This window comes from Paenibacillus vulneris (genome assembly GCF_039543185.1).
GTDB classification, from domain to species: Bacteria; Bacillota; Bacilli; order Paenibacillales; family NBRC-103111; genus Paenibacillus_S; species Paenibacillus_S vulneris.
Genome location: NZ_BAABJG010000031.1, coordinates 25,274 through 52,262, shown reverse-complemented (window position 1 = coordinate 52,262; position 26,989 = coordinate 25,274). Strand labels below are relative to the sequence as shown.

General features: G+C 45.4%; 27 protein-coding genes. 15 read left to right on the top strand and 12 right to left on the bottom strand.

All coding sequences use genetic code 11. The annotated features are described in order from the left end of the window. Nucleotides 1-106 precede the first annotated feature (106 nt). From ABEA66_RS26835 to ABEA66_RS26810, 6 genes are all read left to right on the top strand, one after another. Nucleotides 107-1,669 (top strand): peptidoglycan DD-metalloendopeptidase family protein, encoded by a 1,563-nt coding sequence (locus tag ABEA66_RS26835; RefSeq protein ID WP_079911370.1) that lies wholly within the window; start codon nucleotides 107-109, stop codon nucleotides 1,667-1,669. Between the two features lie 177 nt (nucleotides 1,670-1,846). Next, a complete protein-coding gene (gene yycF / locus ABEA66_RS26830; protein WP_079911369.1) occupies nucleotides 1,847-2,563 on the top strand; it encodes a response regulator YycF in 717 nt (238 codons plus the stop codon). 3 nt (nucleotides 2,564-2,566) lie between these two features. Next, nucleotides 2,567-4,393, top strand: coding sequence for a cell wall metabolism sensor histidine kinase WalK (gene walK / locus ABEA66_RS26825; protein WP_079911368.1), 1,827 nt, complete (start codon nucleotides 2,567-2,569; stop codon nucleotides 4,391-4,393). Continuing rightward, entirely contained in the window at nucleotides 4,390-5,667 is a 1,278-nt protein-coding gene (locus ABEA66_RS26820) for a YycH family regulatory protein (RefSeq protein WP_192703165.1), read from the top strand. The genes walK and ABEA66_RS26820 overlap by 4 nt, the downstream gene beginning before the upstream one ends. Before the next feature lie 45 nt (nucleotides 5,668-5,712). Beyond that, nucleotides 5,713-6,453 (top strand): two-component system regulatory protein YycI, encoded by a 741-nt coding sequence (gene yycI / locus ABEA66_RS26815; RefSeq protein ID WP_079911366.1) that lies wholly within the window; start codon nucleotides 5,713-5,715, stop codon nucleotides 6,451-6,453. Nucleotides 6,454-6,486: 33 nt separating this feature from the next. After that, nucleotides 6,487-7,290: an MBL fold metallo-hydrolase gene (locus ABEA66_RS26810; RefSeq protein ID WP_079911365.1), complete on the top strand. Its 804-nt coding sequence runs from the start codon at nucleotides 6,487-6,489 to the stop codon at nucleotides 7,288-7,290. Here ABEA66_RS26810 and ABEA66_RS26805 read toward each other — a convergent pair. Continuing rightward, nucleotides 7,259-7,486, bottom strand: coding sequence for a hypothetical protein (locus tag ABEA66_RS26805; RefSeq protein ID WP_345592408.1), 228 nt, complete (start codon nucleotides 7,484-7,486; stop codon nucleotides 7,259-7,261). The two genes, ABEA66_RS26810 and ABEA66_RS26805, sit on opposite strands and share 32 nt — an antisense overlap. 213 nt (nucleotides 7,487-7,699) lie before the next feature. Here ABEA66_RS26805 and ABEA66_RS26800 point away from each other — a divergent pair, with 213 nt between their 5' ends. The 4 genes from ABEA66_RS26800 to ABEA66_RS26785 all read left to right on the top strand — a co-directional run bounded on the left by ABEA66_RS26800 (nucleotide 7,700) and on the right by ABEA66_RS26785 (nucleotide 10,715). Then, nucleotides 7,700-8,935 carry a S1C family serine protease gene (locus ABEA66_RS26800; RefSeq protein ID WP_345592407.1) on the top strand — a complete coding sequence of 412 codons (1,236 nt, stop codon included), beginning with the start codon at nucleotides 7,700-7,702 and terminating at the stop codon, nucleotides 8,933-8,935. A 34-nt stretch (nucleotides 8,936-8,969) separates the two neighbouring features. Further along, nucleotides 8,970-9,137, top strand: coding sequence for a CxxH/CxxC protein (locus tag ABEA66_RS26795; RefSeq protein WP_079911362.1), 168 nt, complete (start codon nucleotides 8,970-8,972; stop codon nucleotides 9,135-9,137). 106 nt (nucleotides 9,138-9,243) lie between these two features. Continuing rightward, the gene (rlmH, locus tag ABEA66_RS26790; RefSeq protein WP_079911361.1) at nucleotides 9,244-9,723 is read left to right on the top strand and encodes a 23S rRNA (pseudouridine(1915)-N(3))-methyltransferase RlmH; all 480 of its coding nucleotides are present in this window, start codon (nucleotides 9,244-9,246) and stop codon (nucleotides 9,721-9,723) included. A gap of 179 nt (nucleotides 9,724-9,902) precedes the next feature. Beyond that, the gene (locus tag ABEA66_RS26785) at nucleotides 9,903-10,715 is read left to right on the top strand and encodes an HNH endonuclease (protein WP_345592403.1); all 813 of its coding nucleotides are present in this window, start codon (nucleotides 9,903-9,905) and stop codon (nucleotides 10,713-10,715) included. A 372-nt stretch (nucleotides 10,716-11,087) separates the two neighbouring features. On the opposite strand, the gene ABEA66_RS26780 is transcribed toward ABEA66_RS26785, so the two are convergent. Then, complete coding sequence (locus tag ABEA66_RS26780; RefSeq protein ID WP_345592401.1) at nucleotides 11,088-11,345, bottom strand: hypothetical protein; 258 nt, start codon at nucleotides 11,343-11,345, stop codon at nucleotides 11,088-11,090. A gap of 605 nt (nucleotides 11,346-11,950) precedes the next feature. Between ABEA66_RS26780 and ABEA66_RS26775 the strand changes: the two genes are divergently transcribed. The 3 genes from ABEA66_RS26775 to ABEA66_RS26765 all read left to right on the top strand — a co-directional run bounded on the left by ABEA66_RS26775 (nucleotide 11,951) and on the right by ABEA66_RS26765 (nucleotide 14,591). After that, the gene (locus ABEA66_RS26775; protein WP_345592399.1) at nucleotides 11,951-12,847 is read left to right on the top strand and encodes a hypothetical protein; all 897 of its coding nucleotides are present in this window, start codon (nucleotides 11,951-11,953) and stop codon (nucleotides 12,845-12,847) included. Between the two features lie 193 nt (nucleotides 12,848-13,040). Next, nucleotides 13,041-13,616, top strand: coding sequence for a hypothetical protein (locus tag ABEA66_RS26770; protein ID WP_345592397.1), 576 nt, complete (start codon nucleotides 13,041-13,043; stop codon nucleotides 13,614-13,616). Nucleotides 13,617-13,694: 78 nt separating this feature from the next. Further along, nucleotides 13,695-14,591 (top strand): hypothetical protein, encoded by an 897-nt coding sequence (locus ABEA66_RS26765; protein WP_345592395.1) that lies wholly within the window; start codon nucleotides 13,695-13,697, stop codon nucleotides 14,589-14,591. Nucleotides 14,592-14,647: 56 nt separating this feature from the next. On the opposite strand, the gene ABEA66_RS26760 is transcribed toward ABEA66_RS26765, so the two are convergent. The 9 genes from ABEA66_RS26760 to ABEA66_RS26720 form a co-directional block, all read right to left on the bottom strand. Beyond that, nucleotides 14,648-15,403: a hypothetical protein gene (locus tag ABEA66_RS26760; protein ID WP_345592393.1), complete on the bottom strand. Its 756-nt coding sequence runs from the start codon at nucleotides 15,401-15,403 to the stop codon at nucleotides 14,648-14,650. A 195-nt stretch (nucleotides 15,404-15,598) separates the two neighbouring features. Continuing rightward, a complete protein-coding gene (locus tag ABEA66_RS26755; protein WP_345592391.1) occupies nucleotides 15,599-17,263 on the bottom strand; it encodes a recombinase family protein in 1,665 nt (554 codons plus the stop codon). Further along, nucleotides 17,256-17,687, bottom strand: a complete 432-nt coding sequence (locus ABEA66_RS26750) for a recombinase family protein (protein WP_345592390.1) — start codon at nucleotides 17,685-17,687, stop codon at nucleotides 17,256-17,258. Before ABEA66_RS26750 ends, ABEA66_RS26755 begins: the two co-directional genes overlap by 8 nt. A 15-nt stretch (nucleotides 17,688-17,702) precedes the next feature. Continuing rightward, nucleotides 17,703-19,250, bottom strand: coding sequence for a recombinase family protein (locus ABEA66_RS26745; protein ID WP_345592465.1), 1,548 nt, complete (start codon nucleotides 19,248-19,250; stop codon nucleotides 17,703-17,705). Between the two features lie 433 nt (nucleotides 19,251-19,683). Beyond that, on the bottom strand, nucleotides 19,684-20,196 hold the full coding sequence (locus tag ABEA66_RS26740) for a hypothetical protein (protein ID WP_345592388.1): 513 nt from the start codon (nucleotides 20,194-20,196) through the stop codon (nucleotides 19,684-19,686). A gap of 520 nt (nucleotides 20,197-20,716) precedes the next feature. Next, nucleotides 20,717-21,547 (bottom strand): rolling circle replication-associated protein, encoded by an 831-nt coding sequence (locus tag ABEA66_RS26735; protein ID WP_345592386.1) that lies wholly within the window; start codon nucleotides 21,545-21,547, stop codon nucleotides 20,717-20,719. Between the two features lie 873 nt (nucleotides 21,548-22,420). Continuing rightward, on the bottom strand, nucleotides 22,421-22,885 hold the full coding sequence (locus ABEA66_RS26730) for a hypothetical protein (RefSeq protein WP_345592384.1): 465 nt from the start codon (nucleotides 22,883-22,885) through the stop codon (nucleotides 22,421-22,423). A 264-nt stretch (nucleotides 22,886-23,149) separates the two neighbouring features. After that, on the bottom strand, nucleotides 23,150-23,437 hold the full coding sequence (locus ABEA66_RS26725) for a hypothetical protein (RefSeq protein ID WP_345592382.1): 288 nt from the start codon (nucleotides 23,435-23,437) through the stop codon (nucleotides 23,150-23,152). Between the two features lie 23 nt (nucleotides 23,438-23,460). Further along, nucleotides 23,461-24,564, bottom strand: a complete 1,104-nt coding sequence (locus ABEA66_RS26720; RefSeq protein ID WP_345592380.1) for a hypothetical protein — start codon at nucleotides 24,562-24,564, stop codon at nucleotides 23,461-23,463. A 209-nt stretch (nucleotides 24,565-24,773) separates the two neighbouring features. Here ABEA66_RS26720 and ABEA66_RS26715 point away from each other — a divergent pair, with 209 nt between their 5' ends. After that, on the top strand, nucleotides 24,774-25,121 hold the full coding sequence (locus tag ABEA66_RS26715) for a helix-turn-helix domain-containing protein (RefSeq protein ID WP_345592378.1): 348 nt from the start codon (nucleotides 24,774-24,776) through the stop codon (nucleotides 25,119-25,121). A gap of 123 nt (nucleotides 25,122-25,244) precedes the next feature. Beyond that, the gene (locus ABEA66_RS26710) at nucleotides 25,245-26,003 is read left to right on the top strand and encodes a hypothetical protein (RefSeq protein ID WP_345592376.1); all 759 of its coding nucleotides are present in this window, start codon (nucleotides 25,245-25,247) and stop codon (nucleotides 26,001-26,003) included. On the opposite strand, the gene ABEA66_RS26705 is transcribed toward ABEA66_RS26710, so the two are convergent. Continuing rightward, entirely contained in the window at nucleotides 25,998-26,834 is an 837-nt protein-coding gene (locus ABEA66_RS26705) for a DNA-methyltransferase (RefSeq protein WP_345592374.1), read from the bottom strand. The genes ABEA66_RS26710 and ABEA66_RS26705 overlap by 6 nt on opposite strands. Between the last annotated feature and the right edge of the window lie 155 nt (nucleotides 26,835-26,989).

Here is a 26,989-nt window from a genome sequence, read left to right as displayed (position 1 = left end):
ACGAATTGTGGTAAATTGATAAAAGAAATCATCTTACATGGTTATTGTCCCTATTTTAGGTGTTTTTATGTATATTTCGTAGAAAATCGCTTAAAAGGAGTAGAACATGACAGTTTTCAGGGGAATGAGTTGGATCAAGGAGAAGCTGGACAAGTCCAGGCAGAAGCTCTCTTCCATCCAATTACGCAACTTGACTGCTACAACGAGGGTCGAGCCAACAACAGAACAACAAATAGAGCTATCTGATAATCATACAGTGAATCAAAATCCTTTTTTACATAAATGGACGCTGGTAAAAACCATCTCGGTATTGGGTGTAGTTTCTGCAATGGTTTGGGGCGGGAATGCTTATGTACAAGCAGGGTTGAAGAATGTTTATCACGTATCGATTGACGGCCAAGACGTCGGAGTCGTTGAAAATACGACCGAGGTAGAGGAAGTTAAGCAAACCAAAGCCAAGGAATTGACAAATAATTCGTTTGTTCGGATGAAGGTAAAAGAGCCAGAGGTCACATTCCAGGTTGAAAAGGCTTTCATGCCGAGCACGAACGATCAGGAAGTGTTAGAGAAAGTCTCTGAAGCTATTACCGCCTATCCGGTAGGAACCGAGATTGTTGTCGACGGGAACCCGATGGGCGTCCTGAAGGATGAACAGACAGCGGATCAGATGCTGGAGGATATCAAGAACTCGGCGCTGGAGAAGAAGAAGGAATCCGGCAAGGTCAGGGTGTTATCGGCATCGCCTTCTACACCTGCCGCCGAAGTAGAATTGCAGAAGGTAGAGTTCGTTCAAAAGGTAGAGCTGAAGGAAATCCAGATTCAGCCGCAGGATGTCATGAGTCCCGATGAGCTTAAGAAGAAGCTGGAGACCGGTGATGTTCAACCGACCAAATACACGGTAGAGAAGGGCGACTGCGTATCCTGCATAGCCAAGAAGCTGGATATCCCAAAGCAGGTTATCTATCAGAACAATCCTACCATCAGCGACGATATGATCAAAGTAGGGCAGCAGCTGGATTTGACTGTGCTGCAGCCGAAGCTTGCCGTTCGTACGGTAGAGAAAATAGTAGAATCCCAAGAGATTCAATATGATACGGAATACCAGACGGATGACAGCATGCGTGCCGGTACTTCCGAGGTGATCAAGCAGGGTAAGAACGGAATGAAGAAAGTCATGATCCAGGTGACCAAAGTGAACGGATTGATGACGGACGAAACGGTGCTGAGCGAGGAAGTCGTTCAGGAGCCGGTCAAGGCTGTCGTTCGTAAAGGAACGAAGGTTATTAAAGGAGAGGGCACAGGCAAATTCGCTTGGCCGGTCGTATCCTCCACCATCACGAGTACCTTCGGTACCCGCTGGGGAGTGTTCCACAAAGGCGTCGACTTGACGTCTCCTAACAAAAACATCCTGGCTTCCGATAACGGGAAGGTTATCTTTGCCGGGGTCAAGAGCGGTTACGGCAATTGCGTCATCATTGACCATATGAACGGTTATAAGACGCTGTACGGGCATTTAAGCCAGATCTATACGAGCACCGGCAAAATCGTCGAGAAGGGCGAAAAAATCGGTTATATGGGCAGTACGGGCGACTCCACCGGGGTACATTTGCACTTCGAGGTACAGCAAAGCGATTCGCCGCAAAATCCATTGAAATACTTGAGCCGTTAAGCACTCATTTATCTTTTATAGAGAGAATCGTTTACAGAAAAAGGGGCATGGAAAAAGCAGGGAAACCTGCTTGACCATGTCTCTTTTTGCATCAAGGTGTGGTAAGATAGGAATACGGTTTATTTGGGTAAAGCAGGTCAAATAGGTTAAGTTTGCTCATAGGCGGTGATCGAACAGATGGCGAAAATACTCGTTGTCGATGATGAACAACCGATTGCGGATATATTGAAATTTAATTTGGAGAAGGAAGGGCACGAGGTGATTTGTGCTTATGACGGAGGAATGGCCGTCGAGCTTGCCTTCAAGGAAGAGCCGGATTTGATACTGCTCGACCTCATGCTTCCGGTGAAAGACGGGATGGATGTGTGCCGGGAGGTACGCGTACGGCTCAATACGCCCATCATTATGCTGACGGCTAAGGATAACGAAATCGATAAGGTGCTCGGGCTGGAGCTTGGGGCAGACGATTATGTGACCAAGCCCTTCGGAACCCGGGAGCTGCTGGCGCGGGTGAAAGCGCATTTGCGCCGTCAAGCGAAGGCGCAGAGCCCCTCGCAATCGGATGCGGAGGTGCGCCAGGGCTTGCGAATTCAGAGCCTGTTTATCGACACGGATATGTATGTCGTATATAAGGATGAAGTCCCGTTGGACCTGACCCATCGGGAATTCGAGCTGGTGCAGTATTTGGCCAAAAACAGCGGCAAGGTGATGACCCGTGAGCATTTGCTGCAGGCGGTCTGGGGATTTGAATATTACGGCGATGTCAGAACCGTGGATGTGACGATCCGCCGGCTGAGGGAAAAAATCGAGGATGATCCGAGCCACCCCGAATATATTCTGACCCGCAGAGGGCTGGGATATATGATGCGCAATCCGAAAAGCGGAGGCTTCTAAGCCATGAAGGGGATTCGCTTCTTTCAATCGATTCAAGCGAAGATCATCATCATCTACGTGCTTCTGATCCTGATTGCGATGCAGCTGATCGGGGTTTACTTCGTTCGGACGCTGGAAAGCTATTTTAAGAACGATTTCATCGAATCGCATAATATTCAAGCGGCTCTGCTAACCCAATGGGTGGAAAAGTACTTGAATGACGAGACCCGGCAGGGAGACCCGAAGAAGAATGCCGAAATGAATGATGTGGTGAACAAGCTGTTTGCGAACAGCGGTTCGGAAATTCAGATTATCGACCAGAACGGGTTCGTCTTGACGACATCTATGGTAACTCATCAGGGCATTATCGGGCAGAAGAACACGCAGCCGGAGGTAAGCCGGGCGCTTCAGGGGATCAAGGATAATCAGCGGATGTTCACCGATTTTGACGGGGTCCGCAAGATGATTATTACAAAGCCGGTTGCGTCAGGAGTGAAAGTGAACGGAGCGGTATACATTATCGCTTCCATGGAAGAGCTGTACAATACGATCAACAGGATTAATCAATTTCTTATCACAGGTACGATCATTGCCCTGGGGTTGACGGCAGTGCTGGGTATTATGCTATCCGCTACAATTACCAGCCCGATCAAAGCGATTACCCGGCAGGCGACGGCAGTGGCGGAGGGCCGGTTTAACGATAAGGTCCCTGTACTGGGTAAGGACGAGATTGGTCAGCTCGGCCAAACGTTCAACTACATGATGGAGCGCTTGAAGGATGCCTTGTCGTTGAACGAGGAGGAAAAGGAAAAGCTGGCCTCGATCTTGACGAATATGAACGACGGGCTGATCGCAACCGATGATGACGGGAGGGTCATGGTCATCAACCGAAGGGCCAAGCAAATTCTGCAGCTTAGTGAGGATGCGGCCATTGGACGGCCTCTTCCCGAGGTGCTCGGCATCACGATAGAGACCATGAAGGAGCATCAGAAAGCGGAAGATTCAACGATGATGCTGCAGTTCTACCACGAAGTCGAAGAAGAGCACTTATCCGTCAGAGTAAGCTTCACGACGGTATACAGCAAGGAAAAAGGCTCGGCAAGCACCATTGCCATGCTTCAGGACGTGACCGATCAGGAGAAGCTGGAAGAATCGAGGAGAGAGTTCGTTGCCAACGTATCACATGAGCTTAGAACCCCTCTCACAACGATCAAGAGCTATTTGGAAGCTCTGGAGGATGGAGCGCTCGAAGAGCCTAAGCTGGCAGGGAAATTCGTCAGCGTCACGCGCAATGAAACGGAGCGGATGATTCGACTCGTTACTGATCTGCTGCAGCTGTCCCGGCTCGATTCGAAGCAGGCGATTATAAGCAGGGAAATCACGGACGTGGCCGAGATGCTGGAGGAAGTGGTCGACCGCTTCTCCTTCCAGCTCGAGCACCGGGGCATTGAGATCGAAATGGATGTCGAGCCTTCCGTCGGCGAAATTATGCTGGACAGGGACCGTATTGACCAGGTGCTCGATAACCTTGTTTCCAACGCGATAAAATATACGCCCGATGGAGGACATATATCGATTCGGGCCCATCGTCCCGATCCGAAGCTGCTGGAAATCAATGTGCAGGATAACGGAATTGGCATTCCCAAGAAGGATTTGAACCGAATTTTCGAACGGTTTTACAGGGTCGATAAAGCAAGATCGCGCAGTATGGGAGGCACAGGACTGGGCCTATCGATTGCCCGGGAAATAGTAAGGGCGCATGGCGGAACGATTTTGCTTGAGTCTGATTTGGAGCAGGGAACGAAGGTCACCTTCACGATACCATACACGATGGAGGAGGCTGCGATATGATCGATAAGCTGAAAACATGGCTGTTGGTGCTGCTGGTCGGGCTTAGCCTGGTTCAGACCTATTACTTATCCTACAGCTCTCCGAAGTTCGATCCTCTTGTTCAGCAAGACTATGTAAAGACCGATCCTATAGGTACGCAGGCGAAGCTGGAGGATCTCCTGTTCGCCGACCAAATTGTCCTTCATATGGGCAATCAGGCACATACGGTGCTCTACCCGAATACAGCTGCATACAATCAGGTGCTGGACAGCGTAAAGCAGCGGACACTTTCCGGCTTTCGCAAGACGACGGTTTCTGCGCTGAATATGAATATGGATGAGGTCCGGGGCAAGCAGCAGGGGATCGAGCTGTCATTCCGCGATGGAGTCCCGATTACTATCTTACAGCGCATTATGCAGCTGAAAGGCGATCTGCCGTCGGATAACGATATCATTACACGGATATGGATTATTGCCAGGGAAGCGAAGGATGAGGTCCGCACGATCTTGTTCACGGACACGGCCAGCACGGTGTATGAGGTGCAGAAGGCGGATATTTCCGCCAAGGACATTGAGCGTTTGATGGCAGTGGAAAATCCGGTACCGTACAAGTATGACGGTGAATTTTATTTGCCGACCAAGCCGTTATCGTTCCCAAGCTATAGATTGGCCTATACCCAATTCACAGGGGATCAATTGAAACGGACCTTTTTCGTCGATCCGGCGATTACAAGGAACTTGTCGGAATGGGACGGAACGGAGATTTATACGGACGCGAAGCGGGGACTGCAGCTGAAGAACGATCAGCATTGGCTTATTTACTCAGACCCCGTAGCACCGGCTGACAGCAAAATCGATGTGCAGGATAACCTAATATCCGCCGTGCAATTCGTCAACCAACATGGGGGCTGGAATGGCTTGTACGGGGTGCAAAAGGTCCCGCAGCGCCTTCTTCCCGTGAATCAGGCTTTCTTATTCAGGCAGTATTACGGGTCGCTTCCGGTGATCAACCAGCATAGCGACAATATCGGCTTTATCAAGATGGTGCTGCAAAAAGGGATCGTCTCCACCTACGAGCGGTCGACAATCATTCCGGATTCGCAGGGCGTTACAAGCCGGGAGGTTGCGCTCAAATACGGTGAGGAGCTCGATGCGAAGCTGAACCAGTATTCGAAGAAAAATGCGGTGATTTCCATATTCCCGGGGTATCGGCCTATCATAGGGGATCAGAAGATGGAATTGGTACCTGCGTGGACTGTTGAATTGCGGGATGGCACGTATGAATTTTTGGAGTAAGGATAGTTCGGAACGATGGAGCAAAGTGATGTCAGGAGGGAACCCATGGACTGGAGTCGAGCGAAAACCATATTGATCCTATCGTTCTTTTTGCTGAATTTGGTGCTCGGCTACCAGCTGTGGACGACCCGTTCTGACCTGCTGGAATTCGACCCGAGTACGGCAAGCGCTACGGAGGAGATCCAGCGGCTGATGAAGAGCAAAAACATTCAAATTACCGCGGAGATGCCAAAAGAAGTGCCTCGAATGAAGGAGATTGTCGTTCAGTATGATGAGAAGCTGACGATGGAAAATCCGGTTCCCTTGGAGACACCGTTTAAATACAGTCCCCTGTTAAGCAAAGGAAGCTCCAGGGATGCTGCGGCACGGGCGGCTATTCCGAACATGGATAAATATTTGTACGATCCGGTGCTCAGCACCAACGGCACGTATGTATTCCATGAGCTGTATGGCGCGTACCCGATGTTCGAGGTCAAGCTGGAGCTTACTGAGCAAAACGGGATGGTCGTGGCGTACCGCCAAGAGTATGCGAATGTGAAGCAGGAAGGGGAACAGAAGGAGCAAAAGGTGATTTCCCCCTACACGGTGCTTAGCAGTCTGATTGAGAATTATTTCCCGAGCGGGACGGTCGTCAGCAGCATTATGCTTGGGTACCACAACGGGCAGACGTTTAATTCCCAAACGATGTTCCTAGTACCTTACTGGCGGGTGGTCGGCAACGGGGATATCTATTATGTTCATGCCTTAAACGGGGCGGTTGATCCGCCGCAAAAAAACAAAAAGTAGCATAAGCAAGTTGTCAGGATGGGAGAAAGAGTCATGGGAATGCGTTTTACAGTGTTATCGAGCGGTTCTACAGGGAACGCGATGGTTGTTGCAACGGATGAGGGCAAAGTATTAATCGATGCGGGGCTTAGCGCCAAAAAGATCGATCAGCTGCTGAAGGAGAAGGATATGTCCGCCTCCGAGCTGGATGCGATACTGGTGACGCATGAGCATGCGGACCATATTAAGGGGCTTGGTGCGGTAGCGCGAAAATATGATTTGCCCGTCTATGCAAACGAGAAGACCTGGGAAGAGCTGAACAAGCATATCGGTGAAATAGCCGAGGATAAGCGATGCGTGATGGAGACTGGCGAGGTGCGCAATTTCGGCTCCCTTCAGGTAGAATCATACGGCATCTCGCATGATGCGGCGGAGCCGGTAGGGTACTGCTTCTATCATGAAGACAAGAAGCTGAGTCTGGCAACCGATTTGGGGTATATGAGCTCCAAGGTGAAGGAGAAGATACAGGACAGCGACGTGCTGATTCTGGAATCGAATCATGATATCGAGATGCTGCGAATGGGAAGATATCCATGGAACATCAAACGGCGCATTCTGAGCGATCTGGGCCATCTGTCCAATGAAGCCGCGGGAACCGGACTCGTAGATATCATGACCTCCCGAACGAAGCGGGTCTATCTGGCTCACTTGAGCCGGGATCATAACATGATGGATTTGGCCAGGCTTACGGTGAATAATGTAGTAGAAGAGCGTCTCGCTCCCGATGATCACCGCGCCCGGCTTATGGATACATATTATGACCGGGCTACGGAGTGGGATCACCTGGATGAGGACTAAGCTCCAATTCGGGAGTGTAAGCGGCGTCTAGCTGGGAGGACATGACGGCAATATCTTGAGCGGTAATGATTCCTTTTTCTACGAGCAGTTCGATAAGAGCGCTGACCAGCAATGCATTCTGGTAATGGGCTTGCTTCAAGTCGGCTACCTTGGCAATCAAGTCTACTTGCTCCAAATGGTTGAAAATACGATTCATAGGGTTTAAGCATCCTTTCCGTACAACGAGTTATTGGGCGCTCCCCTTGAAGCAACAGAGTTTACTGTCGGGTGTGCTTCTCTTGGAATGCTACCGGGTTCATACTCTTATTCTAGTCTTACGATGGGTAAAACATTCCTTTTTTTTCGTAAAAGTTTGAAAGATTACTAGAATGGCAGCTCTGCTTGCAGGCAGAGAAGGGAGCGGGTAGCGATGAGTTTGTTCGATGACGATTTTTATTCTACCAAGGTTTCGCGATGGAATGGATGGACGCCTCCGGGGAAACCAAGCGGCAGCTGGCTGAAAGGGACGAAGCCCCCATGGCTGCTGCCGGGGCTTGGCGGAGCGGCCGTGATGCTGGTTCTTGTACTTCTGTTCAGCGGAGGCGGTGAATCAGCCGAACATGCGCTGCCAGTCTCTTCTGCTGCGGAAGGTGGCAAGGCTCCCAGCTCCACAGGTGCTGTTGATGAACAGCAGCAATCCAGTGATTCCGTGGTTCGCGCGGCGGCAAAGGTAAGCCCTACCGTCATTAGCATTGTGGCCTACAACAAGGAAGGCGACAAAAGTGGGATGCCAGGGGCTATGGGGCTCGGTTCCGGTATCCTTTTTCAGAAGGCGGGAGATAAGGTTCGGATTGTGACGAATAATCACGTCGTGGAAGGCTTCAATCAATTGGAGGCTGTGACCTCGACCGGGGACCGGAGAAAGGCGACGCTGGTAGGCCGCGATCAGATGAGCGATTTGGCGGTTCTGGAGATGGATGGGGACGGGATTAAGCAGGTGGCCGAGTTCGGCGATTCGGACGCGCTGAAGGCCGGCGAGACGGCTATAGCGGTAGGGAATCCGCTAGGTCTTGGCTACGATCCTACCGTGACGAAGGGCATTATCAGCTGGCCCAAACGGACCATCCCGGTGTCTCTGGGACAGCAGGGCGAGTACGATTGGGAAATGGATGTCATCCAGACGGATGCAGCCATTAATCAGGGGAATAGCGGCGGCGCCTTGGTGAATCTGGAAGGCAAGGTCGTAGGCATCAATACGCTGAAGGTAGCGGATATGGGAGTGGAAGGACTGGGATTCGCCATTCCTATCAATTCGGTGAAGCCGATTCTGGACACCTTAATCAAGGATCACAAGATTAAAAGGCCATATATCGGCGTCGTGACGCAAAATTTGCAATCTTTTAAAGGGACGGAAGTATTAAAGCTGCCTGCAAGTGTGAAAACTGGTATTATTGTTATTGAAGCGACCGGACCGGCGAAGGATGCCGGTTTGAAAACCAACGATGTCATCGTTGAGCTGGACGGTAAGCCGGTAGACAGCACGCTTGCGCTGCGCAAGTACATTTATAGCCAGAAAGCAATCGGCGATAAGCTAAGCATCACGTACTATCGCGCCGGCAAGAAAGCGACGGCCACGGTGACGCTGGCGGAGCTGACGGACCGGTAGCAGGGAATTATACAGAACAGAATGGGGTCTTATTATGTATGTAGTGTGCAAGGATCATTTGGAGATCGCTATAGACCAATTCGTCGACGAATATGAGGATGCTCCGGATATTGTAGATTTGGATGAAACCCGCTTTCCCGCGTGGGAGCCGCCCGCTCATTGTGAACGGTGCTTGGAGCGTCCGAAGTTCTTGGTTGTGTAGCGGAAGAACGGCAAGCAAGTGTGTGGAGGCCCTGCGTCCGGGAAGACGGGGCCTTTTTTTATTTCGACTCTCATAAAAAAGCAGAGAAAAGGATGTTGCAAAGCGTATGCAAATACAGATTGTTGCCGTAGGCAAGCTGAAGGAGTCTTATCTGGTCCAGGGCATAGCGGAGTATGTCAAGCGCTTGGGGCCCTATGCCAAGGTGCAGATCAGCGAGGTGCCTGACGAGAAGGCACCGGAGAACATGAGCGCCGCTGAGGAGGCGCTCGTGCGCCAACGCGAGGGCGAACGCATCCTCGCGCAGATCAAGAGCGACGCCTACGTCGTGGCGCTCGCTCTGGACGGCAAGCCGCTCTCGAGCGAGGAGCTCGCGCGGCATGTGGAGGGCCTGGCCACTTACGGGCGCAGCCACGTGGCCTTCGTCATCGGGGGCTCGCTAGGGCTAGCCCCCGCGGTGCTGCAGCGCGCCGAACTGAAGCTGTCGTTCGGGCGCATGACTCTGCCGCACCAGCTGATGCGGCTGGTGCTGGTGGAGCAGATTTACCGCGCGTTTAAGATTATGCGCGGTGAACCTTACCACAAGTGACGGCGAAAAATATTGGAGTGGCTATGGTAAGGAATGTTGGTGAGTTTGTGGAATGCGATTGCCCAATAACCTGCGTTCCCTAGTGGTATACCTCTGGCACTGGTTATTGATACTATGTAATTTATCTAAAGAAGTATTTGTTCTTGAAGAATTGAGGGTAACGAAGAGGTGGGGAAAAAATGCTTATAAAATCACATGATCAATTAGTGGATAACATCTTTACTTTCAATGAGTATTTCTTTAGTGAATTTGAGTATTACTCCGAACGATTAGGATCAGGTAACTGTTTTGTTGTTTTTATTGATAAGTATATAAAAACAAGTTTTGCTCCGAGTAGATTTATTGGATACATCAACAACTCTAAGGAACTCCATAACAAAAATATAAAGAAAAACGGCGGTGAAACAAATAAAGCAATAAGAAGGTTGATTGGTAATGAAAGACCGGATAAAGAATGGGACAGATTGTATGTCGAGTTCTGTTTGGGAAGAGGCGTTAAACCACAAAAAAGAGATTCAAAGGAAAGGAAGTTCTGGGTTTTTGAAATAAGTCGCAATGACGAATATGTATTTGAAGATCTGGATGGTAATGAACATACAGTTCCCATTAGTACAGAAAAAGAGTCAAGTACGTTAATCCGAGTAGGTCAGAACCGATTTAGGTTAGACTTAATTAACTACTGGCGGGGCTGCTCAGTCACAGGAAGCAAGTCTATCCAATTTCTGAGAGCATCCCATATAAAGCCCTGGAGAAAAAGCGATAATAAAGAACGGCTGGATCATTTTAACGGATTCTTGCTTACACCAAACCTCGATGTATTGTTCAATGATGGCTACATCACCTTCTCTGATCAAGGAAATATTATTATCTCGAGTTTGCTTAATGATGACGACATTCGAATATTTGGGTTAAACCCGGATATGTGCGTAAAGTTAAACAAGAGTCATTTGCCATATTTAAAACATCATAATGAAATAGAATTTAAAAATTGAGTAACTCCAAGGCGTGCTTTCAATTCTTTTATTAACTCGAGAAGATTTCGATGGTGTAATTTAATTTTGTGATTTGGCCATTAATAGAACCCGCTCTGGATCCGATTCGATTAATTCCTAAGCAAGCCACTTCTCATTTTATCTCTGATTACAAGTACCTTTATATTTCGCGCTGACAAGAAGCTCTCCTTCGGTCATGTGCTCTGCTGGAGCCGGTGTATCGGGTGGGTAGATTAATCGGGGAACGGTGACATAAGTGACGGCGAAAATTTTGGCATTAACTCGCGTGGCTTAAGGGGCGCGATTACGCGCCCCTGCGGAATATGGCGTGGTTTGGTTACCAGATGAACAAGCAGACGATTTTGCTACTGATTAAAAAGTCAACTGTAAATCTGCATCCGGAATCTGTGCTAGTTGTTTCGCAATTTTCTTGTGTTCTTTAATCATGTCATAAAGTTTAGACTCACCATTGATGATCGAGTTTGCAACTTCCAAAAAATTTGAGATTTTTACGTAATCCAAACCCTTTACTTCGCAAAATTTCTGTAAATCGAAATACCCTGTTGCATTTAGAGTGTTCAGCTCTTTAATTACACGGAGAGCTTTGCCCCAGTTGATAATATTGGCCATGTTCTTTATCACCTCACAAAAGACTTTAAGTTATTTTCTTCATTTCGTGGCCAATTCATGCATCGTGCGTTGCGGAGCTTTCCGTCAAAAGGAAAAGCCCCATCCGCTGGGCTATTTGCGTGGAAGGGGCTATGCTAAAAAATGCCTTCCTGTCGTTGAAGTCTCGCGCTGTGGAAATGGTGAATGCCATATTTATTTTTGGTTAGCGACCTCAAGAAGCTGCGCTCGCCGGATGACCTATCCGCACTACTGATGCATGTGCTTTGTCTTGGAGAAGGTGTACCGGGCGATTAGATTAATCGGGGGAACATTGCCATAAGTGACGGCGCAAAAAATTTCGGGTGAGGAGTAAAACTCGTAATCGCCATACTTTCACCCTGTTCCCTATCAACATATTCAAGGATAATTTACTTATAAAGACCAATAATGAACCAGACGACTGAGAAACAACTGTAAAGATTCAAGGGTTCAGTTGGTAGTAGCGAGAAGCGGAATCCGCCGGGGACATAATATGTATGTACCACCTAACCACGTGCGGTCTCTTTATGTAACTAGATGCTGTTAAGATTCGCAACAACTGAACACTTGAAGGGAGCATTAGTTAAATGCAGGATCAATATAGAGAAGAATACAAGAATTATCTGCTTTCTTTATTTTCCGAGGCTTGGAAAAGCTCCCCCCTCGATTTTATTTATTCTATCCTTCGAGTTACCGGGCTTCATCATGGACACTGGGACCCGTACGTAGAATTGGATCGAGCGTTTAAAGATTATAATCAAATCCTTCATTTTGCGAATAAGCAAGAGGGGATAAGTTCTTTGAGAGTTGCATTACTTATGTACTGCCAAGCTATAGAAATGACGGCAGTTCATGAATTGCTTGCAAATCTGTTGAGATGTCGTAATTCAAAGCCATTTATTATCAAACCATTCCATGATATGCAAAGGCCAAATAAACGGACCCCATTTTCATACATTCCTCCAAGTGCAAATTCAAAAATTAAGAGGTTGAAAAATTTGGCGGAGGGTTGTGGAGACTTCGAATTTGAGATAGTTATTGACTCATTTTTTGATGATCAAATCAGAAATTCCTTTGTTCATTCTGATTATTGTATTACTGAAGATGAGTATAGATGGACAGAAGGCGGGCCGGCAAATTCCAAGAGGCTTGATGAAGTGAGTGAAAAAATAACAAGATGTTTCGCTTTTTATGAAGCATTAATTCAAACCTGGAAATCATGGATTTATCATTTTAAGAAGCATCCTACATACATAAAGTTACCACAATATGAAGTGTTTGAATTACTTACAAACGAGCAGGGGTTGTATGGATTTGCGGTGCATTTTTCTAATGGTACAAGGGCTTTCTTTGAAAGGCATGAAGAAAGAGTTGATTCTGTAAATCTATATATCGAAAATGATGGATCAATCAACTTTTTTGTGGGGGATTTATCTTTATTAGCACCATGTTGGAAAGTCAATGGAGAACCTTGGGATGGTTAGTATCTTAATGGAGGCAGGGCTATAAAACCGATTCACACGTCGGACCATTGGCCCAGGTTTCTAAGAAGATGGGAGAGATGAAGGAACTAGGTTGTCATTTTGTGAGTCTTGGCTGAAACTACAAAACGATTCTAACGCTTTTATGCTGCTAGTTCCTAGATAAGGGAACATTAATTTATAAAAGGATATAAAAATGAATAATTTGAAACCAAATAAGGCTGAGTTAGAATTTTTAAAACTGGCTTATAACAGCTTTTATGACATATTTGAAGAAGTTCTTGAGGATTCATTTTGGAGTAAAGATCCATATTATCGTTTCTCAAAAGTCAAAGATGGATTCACAATCTATGCTGAATTATTAAATTATGAACCAATTAAATGGGTGATTGAAGAGATCAAAAAGCGAAGGCCTCCAATGGAAGGTGAAATTGGTAGTGAGTTGTTTAAGTTTGTAAGGAATTTGTTTGCTCATTTTCCGTTCTTTAAAAGTTGGGACGAGGTTTGGATAAGTAAATCGATTTGTAATTGGTTTAAAGAAGGACAATCAATTGATCGCTTTCTTACTAAATATTCTGGTAGGGCTGAAGTGAAATATAGATTTTGGGAAGCGGATAAAAAGAAAATGACATATTTGAGTATAAGATTTCCAAATCAATATACAGAGGATACAAGGATATTATTAAAAGATATTCTAACCGAGAACGAGGGGGTCAAATTCTCTTTCATACTAATGAAACAAATTTTAAACACCCAAGTAGTCGATGAATGAAATTTAAAGTTTTATTAAGAAGAAGTGGCTTCATATAATACAAAGATTCGAGGTCATTTATTGGAGGTTTAGATCTAAATGTATACAATTAACCTGTATGAACGTTCGATACATTCCAATCACCCTTGGAACCAATGTCCTCTAAGATTGGAGTATGATTTGGATTTTTATGATGACAAGATTATTTTCAGAAGAATAACACTTTCTGATCAGAAAAATCGTATTCACAATATCATTGATGTTCAAATAAGCGCAAAATCACATTTTAACAAGCTTAAGAAAACGGTTGGCCAGATACAAAGTTCTATCCTAACCTTTAACGAACAAATGAATTCCACAGAGTGGGATTGGATATTCGATTCCAATGATATCTCTAATATTGAAGAGATTCGGAATGGTGATGTGCGGTTTGACATTGAGGTCAAACTAATCATACATACAAATGAGAACGAGATTGTCCCTTTCTATGGTAAAGATCAAGTTCACTTTCCGGAAAAGGATTGGCTTTCTTTCATACGACATTACGGGTATTCAACTAAGTATGGCTTATCGTTATCGACTTCACTACTAAACGACAAGAGTTGGCTGCATGCTTTCGATAATCTAAAGACTGCAAGAGAGCATATGCAGAGAGGTATTACTCATGATGCCTTGCAGCAGTGCCTTTCTGTTATGGAGGCTTATTCGGATGCCAAGGAAAGGGGCGGACCATATGATAAAAAATCTTGGGATGGATTTCTCAAGGACTTTATACCACAGAAAAAGGACGGACTTGCGGAATTATTCTCTGGAGTTGCTACTTACTTGAATAAAGTTGGACACCATAGAGAATCAAGATATGGAGAAGATGGAACTAAGAGCACCATTCCACTTGACCATTATGAAGTTGAACTTATGCTGGCAATATCTCATTTGGTCGTTACTTATTTGGAGAGAATAAGGGTGGAAAATTCTCAAGAAGCTAGTAAACAATGAAGTTACATAAATGATCACCAGGAGAACGACCACCATAGCGTTCTCCTTTGCTTGTATTAATCATTCATTGCCTCACGAGCTTCCATCTGCGCATACGCCTCGCCAAGGCCAATCGATTGATAATACTCACGCGTCACATCGTCCATAAGCCTCACAGCTTCCTCATGTTTCTCTTGCGGGATGAACTCCATGAGACACGCAATGATCGCCTGTTCACGCGCAGCCTCACGTAGCTTGATTTCCTCCAGCCCATAGTGCGTATAGCCACCTGTACTGCCATTGGTTAGCTTGTGTTTCATCTCCATCGCCTTAATGGCAGTGGCGGGGCTAATCACTTCCATTTTGCTCAACGTGTCGAAGCCCTTCTGAATTACTTCGTCCAGCAGTTCCAGATCGTGTCGGATTCGTTTCGGGCTGTCTTGGTCGGCCAGCTCCTTTTCCAGCGTGGCTTTGGCCCTAGCGCGTTCTTCGGCACGGTTCTCCTTATACTGTGTATTTCCCTTTTCCCTTGCCTTATCCCTCGCGGAATCTTCCAACGACTTCTTGAGAGGGTCTTCCTTCGCGTGTAGAAGTTCCATCGTGAGTCCGTTTACAATCGCTTCCCGGCGCTGCTTGATGTAAGAGTACATGGTGGGAATACTGATCGGGAAGCTATTATTATTACACCAAGCCACCAATTCCTTCACAGGTGTACTATCATCAATCATCTTGTCCAAGAATGGTCTGTTATTCCATTTCACCAGTGCCGCTATCTTGCCGGGCATGAATTTGTTCGTTCCATCTTTGAGTCGATCTTGATTTCTTCTCATCATGCTCACCCCGCATCGTTAAGCTGTATAAATGTAATATAACGATTCGGTTGCAGATAAAAGGTTTTTGTACTTTAATAGCCAGCGCGCCATACTGGCAGTGTGAATGATGAGTTGCTTTCTACGCGCGTTCCCATAAAAACAACTGCTCACCCCATAATCGCTAAGGCGAGCAGAAATGAAAGTATTTTCATAAATTCAGATGGTGATTTCGATTTTCTCCCGCTTCCGCGCTTGTTTTCGCTGGAGGAAATCCCCCGCCGCTACTGCTACAGGGGAATCGGAGAAGTAGGAATCCGTGTTTTCATTGAAGCTAAGTTCAATCGTCTCGATCATCTTGCTTTCGTTCATTGTAATTCGCTTGATGAACAGGTGCAGCAACGTTTTCCGCTGTTCGAGTGGGGCGGCGATGAGCACTTGATGGAATCCATGTATCAACTCGCGCACCTGCTCGAAAACGACAGGAGAGCTATTGCCTTCCGCTAGTTCAAGCTCTAACCGGGACTTCATTGCTTGGAGCTCATTTAATTTGGCCTGTATCTCCTGCATTCTTCCGGAGAAGAACGATTTATCTACATCGCTTCTTTGTTCAAATAAATCGAGATATTTCCGCTTATTGGACTCAGCATGTTCTAATTGGCTTTTAATGTGTTCTAGCTCCGCTTGGAGTGGTAATGTTCGGGTCGCAAGTCGGTGGTTTATTTTGTCCACGATGGTCTTTAGAACGCGGTCTTTGGACAGTACCTTCGCTAACCGATTCATTACTTCTTCTTCGGCTTCCTGCTTCCGAATGCTATTGGCCGAGCACACGCTGCTTCCCTTACTCCGAAAGGCTCCACACGAGTAATACAAGCGATTCACGATTTCTCCAGTCTTCGCCTTGCTCCGGGTACGGCTGGCGACCATCGCCGAGCCACAATTCGGACAGCGAATCAGCCCGGACAACAGGAACTCACCATCAAAGATGCGGGATGGCGTGAACGACTTCTTCTGGAGCAGGAATTGGACTTTCTCCCATAACGCATCATGAATAATGGCTTCGTGTTTCCCATCGGAAATGATAGGTTCAGCGCTCTTGCCTCGCCTACGCTTGTTGCTCCAGTTCTCGTAGCGGTTATATCGGATTTTTCCGTTGTAGAACGGGTTATGCAGGATTTCCTTTATGGCTGTCGTGGAGAAGGTGTTGCCTGTCTTCGTTTTGTAGCCGCAGTGATTTAGCTCATTCGCAATGCTCTTTAATCCACGGCCAGCGGCGTATAACTCGAATATTTTTCGGATGATGATGGCTTCTGCTTCCACGACGATGACGTTGGAGCGCCCCGAAGGGTCGCTGGGGTCAGCGACAGCCTGATACCCCAGCGGCAACTTGCCGTTATGACGGCCAGATCGTGCACGGTGTTTTAAACCCATCTTTACGTTCTCCACAATGGTGGTCCGTTCCATTTCTCCGATCACGCCCATCAATTTGAGCATGTTTTGTCCCGGTATAGTCGATGTTTCCAAGTTTTCAGAAGTAGATCGGAAAGTGATATTGCGTTTATCTAATTTTTCAATAATGAGGAGTAAATCAAGGATATTTCGGGTTAAACGACTGCTTTTCCAAACCAACACCTGATCAAATCGATTTTGCTCGGCATCCTGCAAAAGACGATGAAGGGCATGACGGTTTGTCGTACTCTTTCCGCTAATCCCGGCATCCACATACTCCTCGTATACTTCCAGGCCATTCTTTTGGCAATACTCACGTAACGTATCGAGTTGGGCTTCAATGCTATAGCCATGTTCAGCTTGTTCCTCAGTGCTCACACGTGCATAAATAGCCGCTTTAACGGTCTTGTTGGTCATGGCGATCGTCCTACCCATTAATGCTGTCTCCGGCCATACTCTCTTTCAGCCCTAGTTCAGTAATTAAAGCAATTGTTTGGAGAACAAACTTGCCGGATGGTGTACTATTATCGAAGTTTTCCGTAATGGATCGGAAGGTAATGTTGCGTTCTTCCAGTTTACGAATGATACTCATCACATCGAGTACATTTCGCGCTAGCCGATTCACCCTCCAAACGATCACTTCACGGAACTCCTGCTTCTCCGCATCTTCCAGCAAGCGTTGAAGTGAATGGCGGCCTTTCATGCTCATCCCGCTCACGCCTTCGTCCACATACTCTGCGCAGATTTCCTTTCCATTCGCTTCGCAGTAAGCGCGTAACGCTTGAAGCTGGTTGTCCAGCCCTTCTTGTTCTTGATTCACACGTGCATAAATAGCGACCTTCGTTTTATTAGTAGTCATTGTGAAAATCTCCCTTCAAATGGTTAGATGATTAAGTGCGGCGGTGCCTTGGATATGCATTTCGGTAGAATTGCGATCTGGTGGTATGTGAATGCTCTGGATAAAGCCACGGAGCAAAGCGTTACGCTTCCCCGCTTCGATTGTATGGAACGATTTGAACAGCGACTTTAATGCGCGGCGAACTTCTTTCAGTGATACCGCGCTGTTGTCGAGTTCAGCGAGCTTCGCTTCAAGCTGGCGCTGATATTCGTTCAGCGTTGCTGTAGCTTGTTTCAAAGATTCGAGTTGCTCCATAAGTTCCACATGACCAATGTCTTCGCTCTCAAATTGCTCGTAACAGCGCCGTTGTTGCTTTTCCAGTTGTTTGAGATTCATTGCAATCTGTGCTAACTGCTCCCGTAATGGTGTTTGCGCTTCCCGGCTCCTTCGATTAATTCGACCAACGATCTCGTTTAACAGGCGTTTGTTTGTAATCATGTGCTGGAAGCGGGACAGCGTTTCGTTTTCGACAGGCGAAGCGGGAATCGCATTTGCCTTACACGCTGTTAAGCCTTTATTTGTGTAGTTACCACATACGTAATAGTGGTTCATGTGGATGCTCCCGTTCTTCCGAATAGCTTTCGTATGCGCTGGAACCATGCTACCTCCACACACCGGGCATTTCAACAAGCCAGCCAGCGGATAATGCCGGTTAATCCGCTTGGTTGGCGGTTGGGAGCGTTGCTTCAGAAGCGCTTGAACCTCGTTCCACAGCTTCATGCTGATGATTGGTTCATGTGTACCTTGAACTATCCGCTTCGAGCGGTCGCTGGAAGCTCCGGTAAACCTCTCGTGGACGGTGTGTTGAATCTGGCCAATATAGTTGACGTTGTTCAGGATACCGCGAACGGCGGCGATACTGAACGGTTTATTCCGTTTCGTCGTGTATCCAGCGTCGTTTAATTGGCTCGTAATGGTTTTAAACCCTTTCCCCAACCGATACTGATCGAATATCATCTGCACCAATTTAGCCTCATGCGGAACCATTCTAACGTGTGGTTCTGTATCGGCTCCGGTCACCCACTCGTACCCGAGCACGTTATTGCCGCCATTCCAGTTACCCGCCGCGCTTCTTTTCTGCATTCCAAGGCGAGTGTTCTGCGCGATCTGCTCCCGCTCCATTTGTGCGATAACCCCGAGCATCTGCAAGGCGAAGTTACCTTGTCGCGTGCTCGAATCGAATGGCTCGGTCAGGCTCGTATAGCCGATATGGTGCTGATTGAAAATCTCCAGCATCTTGAGCTGATCGGCCAGGTTTCGTGCGAGCCGATTCAGCTTCCACGTGATGACGGCTTGGAAGCGACCTTGCTTCGCGTCCGCCAGCAGCTCCAGCATAGCGGGTCTTCCATCAATCGATTTACCGGAATATCCATCGTCCACGTATTCGCGGTAGATAGAAAGATTGTGCTCAGTAGCATAGGCACGCAGTTCTTCAAGTTGTCCGGGGATGCTGTATCCGTCCACTTGATCTTCCGATGATACACGGACGTAAAGCGCAATTAGGTTCGTATCAACCACCTCCATAAAAAGGGAAATAATGGATAATACGATCAATCATAAGTGCAGTTCAAGCAAGCTTCAACCCGCATTCTTATGAGCTTTGACAGACTTAGCTTTAGATTTCTCGGAATACCACCCGCTCTCTTGGGAGTAGGTGGCATTCTTCTCCTTTTGGGTAATTCATGGATTTAGTTGGTTTGTCAGTGGTTTAAATATAGGGGAGCAACAAGTCTACGAGTAGGTCGAGGATTCGTTCAAGTTCTTGATTTTCAGTTGAGTTGGTCTCCATTTTGCAACACCCTTCATGACTGCTTACTCTTGGTGCATGTGGTCGAGCGATTGGAGAGCTTTCGGTTTTAGGATGCCAGGTAAACAGTTTTCAAATTGCATTCTCATCATCTTTTCTTTTAACGAAAGCAAAAAGCAGCAATATAATCGTGAGCGAGATAGCTCTTTTTTAATCTTGTACACTATTTCTTGGATCATCCCAATGGTCTTCCGGTTTCCCTACTCGTGGAATCGTCAAGTTTCTTTTTTTCAAATGTTCTTTGACCCCCCTTATAGTTTCGGGGTCGTACTCATGAGGTAAGAAGGGTCTTGGATACTGAATTCCATTACTTCGTAAGAAGTAAAGCTTTTTTTCATAACATCTGTAGGCAAAGTTATAACTTACCTTGCCAATGCCGGCCACTCCTTGATTTGCGTCAAGTAACGCGAAGCCCTCATAATTTGCAACTCCAAAAGCTGCACTCACTACAATGTTAGTTTTTATAAATTCATTTGATTTACAGAAAATAGAAATCGTAATCTTGTTGGGTGTGCTTTTAGTAATCGCATAATGTGCTATTTGACCAGGATATTTCCCCATAATAACAATCATGTCATTGGGAATATCTTTGATCTCCCCGATGTGGACTGCTCCTTGAAAAAACTGCTGGCTGGCATTCGGATCAAAATTTTTGTATTGCAACAGTTTTCCTCCGTTCTTTTTGTTGGTTTGGTTTTGGCTACATTCGACTTTGTTTGATAAATGCAGGCATTAACGAGTAGTACTCTGAAAGTTGGGCTTTCTAGTCAACATTTTTGCATACACCGGTTAAAGATGGTTTCGTTTCAGCACAGTTGAGTGTTACTTCATTGCTCTCCCTCCTAAGCTTCATTTGTCGGCTCGAATATATTTTTAGCATGTGTGGCCAATGAAAACTAGTGCACCAGTTTTCACAAGTCGAAAAATTTTTTTATACTCCTGTCTATTTTGTGAACTTTATATGCTGTGTTTGAAATAAATGTAAAAACTTATTTTGGTGGTCAGTTCCCCGCAAGATTATTAGGAGTGCACTCCTTTCTTCTCAATTTTGCTGGACGTGATATGTTATGTTCTAATTGTCTCGTCTCTAAACATCTCATTTCATTAGGTAATCACTGTAACGACTGTGGATATCTCATCTCACAGCACTTCCTCGTTAGCCTCAGCCAACTCGAAATTTATTTCAAACTCGATAAGTTTCAAGCTCAATATAGTTCAGGTACTCCACATCGAACCGACGAGACACCAGCAACTTCAACGTGTGCCCTGATGCGACGAGGTCTGCTTTCAGCGTTTCATAATCGCCCTTCACGACTTCCGGCTCAATTAGGTTTCGGCTTCGGAGGTACAGCCGTTTCCCATATGAACGCTTGTCGGCTTTGAATTCGGCCAAGTTTTTCAGCAGATACTGCTGGAGCTTGTTACGTCCGGTGCCCATCGGCGCGTTGTAGATTCGTTTCACATGGACAATGCCATGCCCCCAAATACGCTGGAACGTCCCATCTTTCAATTCACGAACTGGAATACGTGGCAGATCAGCCAGCAGGTGAAAGTGGGGCGTGCTGCGGCGCTGGAATGAGCGAACGCCTAAATACTTGAAATCCCCATACCGTTCCCGCATTCGCTTAATCCAGTTCTCGAAATCGCGCCCCGCTTCGTCCAGCGTTACGTCTTCTTTCACGTACGTCAGGGTGATGTACTGGTGGCCTGTAGTGAAATTCATGTCCATCAAGTCTTTAAATCCCTCACGTTCAGAAAGTGTTAAGCGTCTCGGCTTCGGGGTTCTAGCAGCCCTGCGCTCATCCACGCTCACAGGCTCCCGTATGGTGGTGAGAACTTGTTTCTCCACATTGGAAATTGTTTCGCTTGCATTGATCGCGTTAATCTCAGCCAGCCGCTGCGCTTTCGTCGTGTGGGGATTCATTCCAGCGGAGTAAATTGTTCTTCCATAGTGCCTTATCTTCGCGCAGTTCCTAATAATGGTCATCCGGGAGTTATAGCCGCCCATGCTCATCTTCTTCAGCCTCCTTGGTTTATGTGGCCCCTGTGGGGCTTTGGTCTAAATAAACCGGGGAGGAGAAAGTTCATGCCATGAGCTTCACATGGAGGAAACAGGAAGATTGCGGCAAGGTTGAGCATCCATCGAAAGCAAAAAGCCCCACCGGCGATAACCGGGACGCTAATCGTCCATCGATCGCAAGTGGGGCAGGGGAGAGATATGGTGACAGGGCGGGCAGGTGTGGCATACTGCCATTCTGATCCATCGATAGGTAAATGCTTGGGGAGAATCGGTAACGAGCTGCTGAGTTGAATTTTAACAGCGTAGCCCATACGGATAATGAGACAGAAGAGAGAACCGCGTATCTTAAACGTTCGAATTGAACGTGGAAGCGGATAATGGCGTTCAGTAGCCGAGAGAAGTCGGTGTGATTTATTGAAATCAGACATACGACCAGTGGGAATGAAGATCGATTCTGATGGAGCGGGATTTATTATACATAGTACATGAGATGTGCCAGAATCGGTGATTTCTATTCTTTTTGTGCTGCGAAGCAGCACACCCACCCCCATAGGGGGTGGGTGGTATGTGGATGCTTATGGGAGATGTATGGGATGTTTCCATATGGTGAGAGGGCTTCGCCCTCGGAGAAGAATTTAAACATCTGAAAGACCTATTAAATAATGTTCATCTGATCCACATGTGCTTTTAAATTGGAATTATAGAAATTTATTATGACTACCATCTGATTTATTGTTTTTATTTATATCACCACACCTGACAGCGGTAGCGGGCTGTTCGATTACCATCCCTTGTATTTCAGAACCAGAAAAACGGCCCATGCTGTATATTATCAACCGGGCGAAATTGATCGAAAAGTTCTATTAATTATTTCAAGAATTTAAGCACACTCTCGGCTCTATACGGTTCAAGAAGAGGAAGGTTTTTTCTTGCAACATATATCCCATATTCCGGTTTTGTAAAGTTGAATTGGCGAATTACATCTGTCTCAATTTCTAAATCCCTTACTGGGATCAAGAAGCACTCTGGTTTAGTATCGTAAACTATAAAGAACAGATAATAATTATCAAGGGCAACATCGATTTGATCTTTCAGAATATAACAATATTTGGTGTTCGCCATGCGGATTGATCTTACTTTTATAGGACATTTCATCCCATTCTCCCCATAGCTCACGACGAAATCAACATATCCCAGATCAATACTTGTAGAATGAATATGGAAGCCATGAGAAGCGAAGAAATTCGTAGCCTGATCTTTCGAATACTGTCCAAGTTGGTAGTGATTAAATAACTTCCACGGCTTGTCACTAAAAAGTTCATTTAAGTTCATGATACTAATCTCCTTTACGAAACTTTACCACTACCACAAAATTACATTCATAAAGGATTATATGCAACCATCTCTAGTGTTACTGCCTGGAGGGAATGAAGGTTTATTAGAGAAAACGCCCCTATCGCCGATTTCTGGATAATATACGTCCAGATTGAGCGATAGGGGCGCTTTGGGGATGAAGGTAGGAATATCTATTCTTACATATTGCAAAGTTCTAGGTTGGAATAAATTGCTCATCAACATATTGGAAATGGGAGTAACTTACCTTTTTCCAAAAACATACCTAGCGATTAGTATGATGATAAAGATGGCTGTTGGAGCAATAAGGACGATAAAGCCATTTCTCACTGACTCGGCACTAAATTCATGGGTAGTATATCCAAATGCACTTGCGCAGGTTCTGATGTAGAAAAAGCACCCGACTGGTACCATGATGACTTTCAGCAGTCTTGTAGATTTTGAGTCGCTGAAAATCAAATCAATTATTTCAACCACAAGTATCCCGGTAGTAACTATACCCACTATTCCAAAGAAAATGACAAACCCCATGTTTATTAAGCTCCTTTTCGATATTACCGCTGATTAACCCAAGCCCAAACTTCTTGCAATTCCTTCGAAGCTTGTTTTTGCCAATCAGCTACAGTTTTTTCATCGTCCTCTTTCATCTTTACGTTCAAATAGAACATCCCGGTACCAAACAGGGAATCAACTTTCTCAATAAATTTCTTGCATCGAATATGTAGCTTGCTATCCTTATCATCAGCCGGAACAGCATTCTCAAATACCACGGATAGATCGTATACGTTGTATTTGGAATCGATATCTTCAATCTTCTTTAGTTTCTCATCATCCGCGATGTCCTTGGACATAATTTGAGTGTATTGCATAAGTGCGTTCAATAAGTCTTCGCTGATTTTCACATATTCATCAATGGTGATAGCTTTGGGTTCCTCTTGTTGTACTGGAGCCTTTTCTGGGGTTGAATGTGCCGCGGACTCCTTTAAGTAATCAGATAAAAGGTCACGTTCTTTTTGATCGCCTTCTGTGTGCTTATTCATTCGGATTGCGATAACCTTGTCATCTTGGATTCTTACGGATAATGGTGGCTCTGCGTAAGAACCATAGTCATAATCAATTGAATTCCCAAAGTCCATTTTTGCTAAAGGAGCACCGAGTTTATTGATGACAGATGCAACATTATCGCCTACAACAACTAAGTCGGCAATTCCCTTTCCTTCATCCAGTACAGTAATTTCGAATAATACCCCGTTATAAAACGTTAAGAAATAGGAGCCACTTGAAAATGACACATAATCATATGATTTGCTAAAAGCATGTTGCATTCCATCTAATTTCGATTTTGCGAGGGAAAAAGGGGTTCCTAATTTCCAATCACCAATGGAATCGATTTTAGAATAGTCAAATTCGGAATGATCGATTTGCCCAACAGATGGTGTTTCATCCTGATTTACATTAGCATTTTCTTCTTTTACAGCAAGCGATGTAGTGCTCTGTTCGGCGGTTGATGAATTAATCGACGGTGTTTCTATAATTTCAGTGATGGGCTGTGAAGTTGTTGAACTTACCTTTTGTTGAACTTGTTCATTCTGGTTACTTTCATTCTTATCGCAAGCACAAAGGAGAATCAGACACATGACAATGACTATCCTTTTCATAACTACCCCCAGTTGTTTTCTACGATATTTCGACAAACATCCACATATTTCCTCCTAGACCTGTTTGGAGTATCATTTTAGCTACTTATAGCAAGTCAATCAAAACAAATATACTACGTATATAGAGTATAATCAACCAACAATACCGCCTATAGAACCCTGCCTATTGTATGCCTAACCTCTTAATCTGATAATAAGAGGTGGTAAATATGTCGGATTTGCGTGTTTTGGTCGGAGAACGAATAAGAACGATCAGAAAGTCCAAAGGGCTTACCCAGATTCAACTTGCTGAGCTTTCCAGCTTAGATGATGCGTATATCGGTGCAGTGGAGCGGGGAGAACGGAACTTCACCATAGATACTTTGGAGAAAATACATACAGCTCTCCAGGTCGATGCTGCCGAATTATTTCGTAATGACGCTGTTAAAAACAAAGATGAAGCAGCGCGGCGGCAAGCAACTGACGAGTTTATTGTCTTGATAAGCAATCTGGATAGTGATAAGGTCGAGATCATAAAGCGTATTAATAAAGAGCTGGTTCAAGCATTTAGCCAGTAGTATTAACAAAATATTCAACCAATCATCAGTGGGAACAGTTCTATATTTCGTGTAGCCCTCACACCTCTTAGGATATTTGTGGTAAAATAGGCCTAACTAATACTACAAAGATGAGGTAGTGAGATGATAGCAAATTTGACAGAACTAACTACTAAGATTTCATCATTAACAAATACCCAAATTAAATGGGTCGAAGATATTGTTCATCAATTTTCTATGCCCTACAAATATGAGCGTCACAGCACTTCAGATTTGATGAGTGAAACAATTCTATATGACTTCGGAGATATGATTAGGCTTCATCATTGTCTTTCAAAAGGAGCTTTTTCAAAGGATAAATTCGAGTATGTTATGGAACGTGCTTTCAAAAGGGCGGGTATTTCTGCCCAGTTAGCCCCACGAGGAAACGCCGGGCATGACATTACCATACGCGGAGAACGATTTTCGTTAAAGTCTCAAGCTGACGCTACTATAAAAGATGATAGGATTCACATTTCTAAGTTTATGGAGCTTGGGAAGGGAAAGTGGGAAAACGAGAGCGACTTAATCGGTCTTCGTGATCGCTTCTTCGAGCACATGGAAAAATATGATCGCATTTTGACTTTACGTGCGCTTAAACCATTGGATGGCCAATTGAGATACGAACTGGTTGAAATCCCAAAACCTTTGCTTTTAGAAGCAGAAAACGGAGAATTGAAAATGAGGCATGACAGCACCCAAAACCCGAAGCCAGGAAGCTGTCATGTGTACGATGAAAATGGGATACAGAAATACCAGCTGTACTTTGACGGTGGTAGTGAAAGGAAACTACAAATACAACACATAAGGAAGGAATTTTGTGTTGTTCATGGGACTTGGCAGTTTGTTGTTACACCTTTATAGAAAAGCCCCTTGGACTGCACGAATACGTTCTTTAGCAATATTTGCGTAATCTTCTTTGAGTTCGATTCCAACACATCTTCTTCCGGTTTCAAGACACACTTCACCTACAGTCCCTGAACCGAAAAAAGGGTCTAATACAAGTGAATCTGGTTGACTTCCAGCCAATATACATGGACGGATAAGTCCTTTAGGAAACACTGCAAAATGTGCACCTTTAAACGGTTCGGTATTCACATGCCAAACCGTTCTTTTGTTTCTTACTCCCCCATCATTTGAAGGTTCCTTAATTGCTTCGTGGTCGTAATAATAACGTTCAGATTTACTTAAAAGAAACAGATATTCATGGGATTGAGTCGGTCTATCTTTAACTGATTCTGGTTGGCAATTTGGTTTGTACCAAATAATATCAGACCGTAGATACCATCCATCTGCTTGTAAAGCAAAAGCAAGTCTCCATGGTACTCCAATGAGGTCTTTTGGTTTTAGGCCCTCTGGAGTGGGTGCACGATAACTCATACCCCTAGCTTTATTTTTCTTGTCTTCTTGTCTCCATTTTCTCCCGCCGCTGGTATAACTATCGCCGATATTCAACCAGAGTGTGCCGTCATCCCGAAGTGTTCTTCTTACCTCACGGAAAACCTCAACTAAGTGATTTATATAGTCATCTACAACCATTTCTGCACCAATTTGACCTTCTACTCCGTAGTCTCTCAAACCCCAGTATGGAGGAGAAGTAATACAGCATTGAAAAGTCTGGTCAGGGACATCTTGAAGAACTTTCCTTGAATCACCAAGTATGATTTCACACAGTTTGTTGCCGATCTCTCGCATAATTGTTCTCCTATCACATTGTTCATCAAAATTTAATTATACCAAATTATTGATTGATTCACCCCTGTAGCACCTATGGGAAATTGTTCTACTACTGATTTGAGATTTTCTACATCAAGCATAATACGTCTGGGCGAGGGGTTCAAGACAGATTA